General features: G+C 59.3%; 1 protein-coding gene. It reads right to left on the reverse strand.

What is annotated here, in order from left to right:
• Window positions 1-298: TY-Chap domain-containing protein (locus ASV53_RS26580; protein WP_205049247.1), on the reverse strand; the 298-nt coding region annotated here is incomplete at its 3' end.
• Window positions 299-432 lie beyond the last annotated feature (134 nt).

The raw sequence follows: 432 nt of genomic DNA on the forward strand, positions 1-432 counted from the left end.
GCCATCCTAGGGATCTCAGGCCGTCAAGCTGGCCCGACGTAAGGCATGCACTCTCCGGTAAACAGTTATTGCTGGATGCTTCGGCAAGAATCATCGCGGTATCGTCGCTGCAACCAGGATCATCTTGCACGAAGCGTATAAAGGGAGCCGTGTCGGTGCGCGCGGACAGGGTTGAGATCGTTAGTTCGCCGTCGTCGTCAATGACAGAGACGACCTCCGCCAGACGCTCGGCGAACTGGTTCCACGCCTGCGCTGTGCTGCGATCCAGATCGAACGCAAAGTCTGGTGGCTCGTCCATGGTTCCAACCTAGTAGGTCGCGCCGCTATCTGCAGCTGCCTCTCACGATCCTGCCATCCAACGCATAGCTATCAGCCTCTGGCAGCCGTTATGGACCACACGTGGCGTGGGACACAACAGCGGGGGCGTAGCAC

The organism is Photobacterium sanguinicancri, assembly GCF_002265265.1.
Lineage (GTDB): Bacteria > Pseudomonadota > Gammaproteobacteria > Enterobacterales > Vibrionaceae > Photobacterium > Photobacterium sanguinicancri.